This is a genomic window from Streptomyces sp. 15-116A (genome assembly GCF_025290915.1).
Classification (GTDB): Bacteria; Actinomycetota; Actinomycetes; order Streptomycetales; family Streptomycetaceae; genus Streptomyces.
Genome location: NZ_JAOCQE010000272.1, coordinates 1 through 8,160, shown reverse-complemented (window position 1 = coordinate 8,160; position 8,160 = coordinate 1). Strand labels below are relative to the sequence as shown.

Genomic DNA, 8,160 nt, shown 5'->3' with positions numbered 1-8,160 from the left:
CCGCCCCGAGTCGCGCCCGCACCCCGGGGTCGGGCCGCCGCGCCGCGAGCAGCGTGGCGCCCGCGCCGGCCGTGGCCACGACGCCCGAGAACTGGTGGCAGAGCAGGATCATGGCCCAGAGCGCGCCCAGCCCGAGCCAGGTCGCCCACCCGCCGGAAGCCCGGAGCGCCACGCCGAGCCAGGCCCAGAAGTGGAAGGCGAGACCGAGGGCGAAGGTGCTGGGATACGCCACGGTCAGCGCGAGCGAGTTCAGCCCGAGGAAGCCGCTCCACGCGTACGGCGTCGTCCCCCACACCAGCAGCAGGCTCAGCAGCGCGAGCGCGGGCGCCGCCCGGTGCGCGCTCAGCGTCCGCACGTACCGCCACACGCCCGTCACCAGCAGCGCAACCCCGAGCACGGCGCCCGCGCGCAGCACGACGAAGACAGACCAGCCCGTCGCCTTGGCGAGCAGGCCGAGCAGCAGCATCCACGGCGAGTAGTACGGGCTCGGCGTGTCCGCGTCGACCAGCGGGTTGCCGGGGTCGAGGGGGCTGTGCCGCAGCCGTTGCAGGGTCGCCGCGTGCATCCCGAGGTCACCGGCCCAGGGCAGCCGGACGATCACGGCGAGCAGCAGGACGACGAGGAGCCCGGCGACCGCCCAGGACGCGACGGACGGGGAGCGGACGGTCACCTCACAGCCATGCCCGAATCCGCCGCATATCCACCGTTTCCCCAGGGAAGCCCACCTAAGGCACCACACCAACACGGAGGCGCCCCGGGTCGCGGTGACCCGGGGCGCCCCTGCGGCGTACCTGCTACGTGTGCGTCCGCAGCAGCGTGCGCATCGTCCGCATCGCCACCGACAGGTTGGCCAGGTCGAACGTGTCCGAGCTCTGGATCTCGTCGAGGGTGGTGCGGGCGCGGCTCAGGATCGCCGCGTTCTTCTGCTCCCACAGCTTGAACCGCTGGTGCGGCGTGTCGGAGCCGTTGCCGGCCGCCAGCACGTCCGCGGTGACCGCCGCGTGCGCCGCGTACAGGTCCTCGCGGATCGCCGCGCGGGCCATGGACTGCCAGCGGTCCGCGCGCGGCAGCTCGATGATGCGGTCCATCAGCTGGGTGATGCGCAGCCGGTCCGCGAGGTCGTAGTACACCTCCGCGACGTCCAGCGGCTCCTTGCCCATGCGGTCGGCCACCGACACGATGTCGAGCGTCGGGAAGGCCGAGGAGAACCCGGCGACCTTGGTGGCCAGCTCCTCCGGGACCCCGGCGTCGGTCAGCTCGTCGTGGATCTTCTGGTACCACTCCAGGTCCGCGCCGCGCAGCAGCTTCGGCAGCTGCGACCAGACCTGCTCGACCCGCTCGGCGAAGAACTCCACCGTCTCCTGGAGCTCCAGCGGCTGCGGCCGGTTGTTGAGCAGCCAGCGCGTGCCGCGCTCGACCAGCCGGCGCGAGTGCAGCCGGATGCGGGTCTGCACCTCGGCCTGCACCTTGTTGTCGAGTTCCTCGACGGCGTCCCACACCGCCGAGGAGCGGAAGATCGCGCGGGCCGCGGTCTGCGCCCGGACGATCTCCTCCAGCGACGCGCCGGTCTCCTCGCGCATCCGGTGCAGATACGTCGTACCGCCGGTGTTGACCGTGTCGTTGACCAGCACCGTCGTGGTGATCTCGCGGCGCAGCGGGTGGCCGTCGATCCGGTCGAGGAACTGCTCGCGCAGCGCGGTCGGGAAGTACGCGTGCAGCAGCACCTTCAGATACGGGTCGTCGGGCAGCGAGGTGTGCAGCAGCTCCTCGGCGACCGTGATCTTCGTGTACGCCAGCAGGACGGCAGTCTCCGGGCCGGTCAGGCCCTGACCGGAGGCGAGGCGCTCGCGGATCTGCCGGTCGGTGGGCAGGAACTCCAGCGCCCGGTCGAGGCTGCCCTCGCGCACCAGGTGCTTCATGAAGCGCTGCTGGGCGTGGAGCATGTCCTTGGACTGGGCGAGCGCGTTGGCGATCGCGGTGTTCTGCGCGTAGTTGTTGCGCAGCACCAGCCGGCCGACCTCGTCGGTCATCTCGGCGAGCAGCTTGTTGCGCTGCTTGACGGTCATGTCGCCGTCCGCGACCAGGCCGTTGAGCAGGATCTTGATGTTCACCTCGTGGTCGGAGGTGTCCACGCCGGCGCTGTTGTCGATGGCGTCGGTGTTGATCCGGCCGCCGTGCAGCGCGAACTCGATGCGGCCGAGCTGGGTCAGGCCCAGGTTGCCGCCCTCGCCGACGACGGCGACGCGCAGGTCCTTGCCGTCGACGCGGATCGCGTCGTTGGCCTTGTCTCCGACGTCCGCGTGGGACTCGGTGGACGCCTTGACGTACGTGCCGATGCCGCCGTTCCACAGCAGGTCCACCGGTGCCTGGAGGATCGCCTTCATCAAGTCGGCCGGGGTCATCTTGGTGATGCCGGGCTCGATCCCGAGGGCCTCACGGATCTGCGAGTTGACCTGGATGGCCTTGGCGCTGCGCGGGAACACCCCGCCGCCCGCCGAGATCAGCTCCGTGTTGTAGTCGGCCCAGGAGCTGCGGGGCAGCTCGAACAGCCGGCGCCGCTCGGCGTACGAGGTGGCCGCGTCCGGCTTGGGGTCGATGAAGATGTGCCGGTGGTCGAAGGCGGCGACCAGGCGGATGTGCTCGCTGAGCAGCATGCCGTTGCCGAACACGTCACCGGACATGTCGCCGATGCCGACCACGGTGAAGTCCTGGCTCTGGGTGTCCACGCCCAGCTCCCGGAAGTGCCGCTTGACGGACTCCCAGGCGCCGCGGGCGGTGATGCCCATGCCCTTGTGGTCGTAACCGGCCGAGCCGCCGGAAGCGAAGGCGTCACCGAGCCAGAAGTTGTAGCTCTGGGCGACCTCGTTGGCGATGTCCGAGAAGGTCGCGGTGCCCTTGTCGGCGGCGACCACCAGGTAGGTGTCGTCCTCGTCGTGCCGGACGACGTCCGCCGGGGGCACGACCTCGCCGGCCACCATGTTGTCGGTGATGTCGAGCAGCGCCGAGATGAACGTCTTGTAGCTGGCGATGCCCTCGGCCATCCACGCGTCCCGGTCGACGCTCGGGTCCGGGAGCTGCTTGGCGACGAAGCCGCCCTTGGCGCCGACCGGCACGATGACGGTGTTCTTCACCATCTGCGCCTTGACCAGGCCGAGGATCTCGGTACGGAAGTCCTCCCGGCGGTCCGACCAGCGCAGACCACCGCGGGCGACCTTGCCGAACCGCAGGTGCACCCCCTCGACGCGCGGCGAGTACACCCAGATCTCGAACGCCGGGCGCGGCGCCGGCAGGTCGGGGATGGCCTGCGGGTCGAACTTCATGGAGACGTAGTCGTGCGGCTGGCCGCCGGCCGCCTCCTGGAAGAAGTTGGTGCGCAGCGTCGCCTTGATCACCGTGAGGAACGAGCGCAGGATGCGGTCCTCGTCGAGGCTCGCGACCTGGTCGAGCGCGGCGTCGACCTCCTCCAGCAGCGCGTCCACCAGCTCGTACCCGGCGCGCTGCCGGTCCGGCGACATCCGCGCCTCGAACAGGGAGACGAGCAGCCGGGTGGTGTGGACGTTGTTGCGGAGGGTGTCCTCCATGTAGTCCTGGCTGAAGGTGGAGCCCGCCTGGCGCAGGTACTTGGCGTACGCCCGCAGCACCATCGCCTGCCGCCAGGTCAGCCCGGCGCTGAGCACGAGGGCGTTGAAGCCGTCGTTCTCCGCCTTGCCGGTCCAGGTCGCGGCGAAGGCGTCCTGGAACCGCTCACGGGCGTCGTCACCCAGGTAGTCGAGACCGCCGCCGGGCGCGTTGGGCATGCGCAGCCCGAAGTCGTAGATCCAGGCGACGCTGCGGTCGGCGCAGCGCAGCTCGTACGGCCGCTCGTCGACGACCTCGACGCCGAGCCGCTGGAGCACGGGCAGCACCGCGGACAGGGAGACGGCCTCACCCTTGCGGTAGATCTTGAAGCGGCGCTCCTCGGGGGCCGCGCCGACCGGCTCGTAGAGGCTGAGCTCGAAGTTCTTCTCCTCGTCGAGCTGCTCCAGGCGCACCAGGTCGGCGACCGCGCTGCGCGGGGAGTGGTCGGCCTTGTAGCCCTCGGCGAAGGCACCGGAGTAGCGGCGCAGCAGCTCGGCGGCGCGCTCCTCGCCGAACTCGGCGTTCAGCGCCTCCGCGAAGCCGTCGGCCCAGGAGCGGGCGGCCTCGACCAGGCGGGCCTCGATGCGCTCCTTGTCGGAGTCGGACAGCTGCGGCAGCTCGGTGCCCTGCGGGACCCGGACGACGAAGTGCAGCCGGGAGAGGATCGACTCGGTGTTCCAGGCGGTGAAGTCGACGCTGATGCCGCCGAGCTCCTCCTTGAGGATGTCGATGATCCGCAGCCGGACGCCGGTGGTGTAGCGGTCGCGGGGCAGGTAGACGAGGGCGGAGTAGTAGCGTCCGTACTCGTCCTGGCGCAGGTAGAGCCGCAGCCGGCGGCGCTCCTGGAGGTAGAGCACCGAGGTGACGATGGCGCGCAGCTCGTCGACCGGCGTCTGGAACAGCTCGTCGCGCGGGTAGGTCTCCAGGATCTGCAGCAGGTCGCGCCCGTCGTGGCTGTGCGGGGAGAACCCGGCGCGCTCCAGCACCTCCTCGACCTTGCGCCGGATCACCGGGACCCGGCGGACCGACTCGGTGTAGGCGGCGGAGGAGAACAGACCGAGGAAACGGCGCTCACCGACGACGTTGCCGTCGGCGTCGAACTTCTTGACCCCGATGTAGTCCAGATACGACGGCCGGTGCACGGTCGCCCGGCTGTTGGCCTTGGTCAGCACCAGCAGCTTGTGCTCGCGCGCCTTGGCGCGGGCGTCGGCGGGCAGCCGCTCGAAGGAGGGGCTGACGGGGTGGCTCTCGTCGCCGGCGTGGTGCGGGTCGGAGCGCAGGATGCCGAGGCCGGTGCCGGGAACGGCGGCCAGGGAGTCGTCCTCGCGCAGTTGGTACTCGCGGTAGCCGAGGAAGGTGAAGTGGTCGTCGGCGAGCCAGCGCAGCAGCTCGCGGGCCTCCTCGACCTGCTGCGGGGGCAGATCGCCGGGGACGGGCTCGGCCGGCAGTTCCTCGGCCAGCGCGGTCGCGGCCTGCCGCATCTTGCCCCAGTCCTCGACGGCCTCGCGGACGTCGGACAGCACGCGCAGCAGGTCGGCGGTGATCTGCTTGAGGTCGCCGCGGTCGGTCTCGCGGTCGATCTCGACGTGGATCCAGGACTCGATGTGCGCGTCGTGCGGCAGGTCGCCGCCGGGGCGGGCGGCGAGGACCTCGATCAGCTTGCCGGTGAGGTCGCGGCGGACCACGACCTGCGGGTGGATGACGACGTGGATGCCGCGGCCCTGGCGGGTCAGCTCGTTGGTGACGGAGTCGACGAGGAAGGGCATGTCGTCGGTGACCACCTCGACGACCGTGTGGCTGCAGGTCCAGCCGTTCTCCTCGACGGTCGGGGTGTGGACCCGCACGTTGGCCGTGCCCTGGGGGCGGTTCTCGGCCAGCCGGAAGTGCGAGACGGCGGCGCCGAAGATGTCGACCGGGTCGCGGTCGGTGAGGTCCTCCGGGGCGGTGTGCAGGTAGTAGCGCTGGAGGAACGCGAGCACGGATTCCCGGTCCGGGGTGCCCTCGTCCGCCGTCCCAGTCGGTAGTTTCCCCCCGGCCGGGCTGTTCTCAGCTACCCGGGCGGCCCTCTCGAGCAGCTCGGCCTTGGCTTCGTCCAGCTTGGTCTGCATTGTCCTCTGGCTCCTGTCGCGCGCCGTTGCGTGACGTAGAAGGAAGTACGGTCTCTGCCCTTGCGGTGCGGTGGTACGACACGGGGTGTCCGGTCTGTTCCGACGCTATGCCGCGAGGTGAGAAGAGCGGGGAAATATGAGCCACTCTTGAGCTGCCCGCTGGATGCGACGCCGATCGCCGGTGCGCCGTCATCCGGGCCGTGGATGGCGTCCCGGGAGCCCTGAGAGCCCCCTCCCGCCCGCGAGGACCAGCGACCGCCGCCCGGTCACGGATGTCGTCCGTGCTCTCCGGGCGCACAGCGGGGACACCGATGTCCCCGCGAGCTATCGCGCTGATCACGCCACCAAGGCTATCGCTCCTCACAGGGGGCCCGTCATGAGCCGTATGTGTACAAAACCGGGGGGTGAAGTTTGACGTTCTGCACAGTGCACGACGGCTCGGCGGGACGTACGGCGGCGCCGGGAGCACCGGCTGCCGTGTCAGCGGGGCCGCTACGCCGCCAGGCGTTCCGCTTCCTCGACCGCCTCAGCCAGCGAGTCCACCACCGGTACGCCCACGGCCTCCAGGCTGGCGCGGCCGTGTGAACCGCCGGTGTAGAGCACGGCCCGCGCCCCCACCGCCTGGGCGGCCAGCGCGTCGTCGGCGGCGTCCCCGATCACCACCGTGCGCGTCGGGTCGACGCTTCTCAGCGCGGCGATGTGGCGCACCATGTGCTCCGCCTTGCTCCCCCCGGAGGGACCGGTCCGGCCGTCGACCCGTATGAAGTGCGGCTCGATCCCGAAGTTCCGGACCAGCGGCACAAGATCGTCGTGCCCGTACATGCTCAGGATCGACTGACTACGGCCGGCCGACGCCCACCCCGTCAGCAGCTCCTCCACGCCCTCGGCGAGGGAGCACAGCGCCCGGTGCTCCGTGTAGTACCGGTGGAAGGTCTCGTCCATGACCTCCCACTCCGCGTCGCTCGGCAGCCGCCCCAGCAGCCGCTCGTAGAACTTCGGCACCGGCACGCAGTACAGCTCCCGGTACCGCTCCAGCGTGATCGGCTCCAGCCCGAGCTCGGCGAAGGCCGCGTTCGTCGCCCCGATGACCGCGTCGACATCGTGGAACAAGGTCCCGTTCCAGTCCCAGACGATGTGCGCGTCCGTCTGCATCCCCATGCCCGCAAACGTACCCGCCCCCACTGACAATCAAGAGAACGGCAGGTCAACGGGCCCTCGCCCGGCCTTTCAGCCGGCCGCGCCGACGTCGACCAGGTTCGGGATCTCCTGCGTGGCGTACCAGAGCAGCTCGTGATCCTCGGCACCGTCGACGACGAACTGCGCGTCGTCGTCCCCGGCGTCCGCCGCGGGCAGCGCCTCCACGGCCGCGGTCACATCCTCTTCCGCGTCCGCCGCGTCCACGTGCACGGCCGCCGCCTTGGCCAGCGCGACATCGGCGTCGACCCGCACCTCACCGAGGGTGCCCGGGTCGAGCCCGCGGCCGGGGTCGGCGGAGGCCGCCTTGTCGGGCACGTCCACGGCGACCACGACCCGCCGCCTGGGCGCACCCGGCTCCGCCGCCAGCAGCCGCAGCGAGGCCAGGGTGGCGCGGCTCAGCGCGGCGTACTCCAGTTCCTCGATGTCGTCGGAGACGTACCACTCGCGCAGCGCGGGCGTGACGGCGTACGCGAGAAACGGTCCCTTGGCCAACTGCCCCGTCCTGTACGCCTCGGCGAGCCCGGGAAGGGTCAGGGGGACGTAGACGCGCATGTCAGCCGCTTTCGTGGAGGGGAGCCGTTGACGGGCCTTCAGGATACGCGCGGACGTCCCCCATCGAGTTGCGCTCCACACCCCTGAAGCCGTCCACCCGAGTCCCGGAATTCACCCACCGCACCCGCCCCCGTACGGGCTCGCACAGCCGCCGACCACCCGGATAGGTGAATTCCACGGCCTCCCCGGCACGCCCGCCCCCTCCTTGCCGCCACCCCCGACCACCCCGTACAAGATCCCCAACCGCAAAAGTTACCGCCCGGTACCCCCGGCCTCCCGCCGGTACGCACCCCGGGCCGTAGAACGGGGACCCCATGAACAAGGTCATGACCAGGACCCACCACCGCCCCACCACCCACACCACTACACCGTCCGGCGACTCCTCAGCGCAGACCACTCCTGTCCCGGCCGGAGACCGCTCGGACACGGCCAGGCGCAACCGCAGCGCCCCTGCGAAGGGGACCGCGTCCGCCCCGGCCGCGAACCCCACACCTGCCGCCCAGAGAGCCAGCATGTCCGGCGACGCCCGCGCCGCAACCCGGGTCGCAGGAGGCACCCCGCCCCGTAAGCCCGTCGGCAGGACCGCCTTCGCGCCCTCCGGGGACAGCAGGCGCCGCCCGTCCGGCGCGGGGCCCTCCTCCCGGCCCGCCGACAACCGCCCGGCGTCCTACCGCGCCCAGCGTCG

At 71.1% G+C, this 8,160-nt stretch carries 3 protein-coding genes and 1 pseudogene; all 4 read right to left on the bottom strand.

Translation table 11 applies throughout. The features are described from left to right. Nucleotides 1-670, bottom strand: a pseudogene (locus N4P33_RS29235) (hypothetical protein); the annotation flags it as partial. Between the two features lie 124 nt (nucleotides 671-794). Continuing rightward, nucleotides 795-5,726 (bottom strand): NAD-glutamate dehydrogenase, encoded by a 4,932-nt coding sequence (locus tag N4P33_RS29230; RefSeq protein WP_260829913.1) that lies wholly within the window; start codon nucleotides 5,724-5,726, stop codon nucleotides 795-797. 492 nt (nucleotides 5,727-6,218) lie between these two features. Continuing rightward, on the bottom strand, nucleotides 6,219-6,884 hold the full coding sequence (locus tag N4P33_RS29225) for an HAD family hydrolase (protein ID WP_260829910.1): 666 nt from the start codon (nucleotides 6,882-6,884) through the stop codon (nucleotides 6,219-6,221). A gap of 69 nt (nucleotides 6,885-6,953) precedes the next feature. After that, on the bottom strand, nucleotides 6,954-7,475 hold the full coding sequence (locus N4P33_RS29220; RefSeq protein WP_260829909.1) for a DUF6912 family protein: 522 nt from the start codon (nucleotides 7,473-7,475) through the stop codon (nucleotides 6,954-6,956). Nucleotides 7,476-8,160 lie beyond the last annotated feature (685 nt).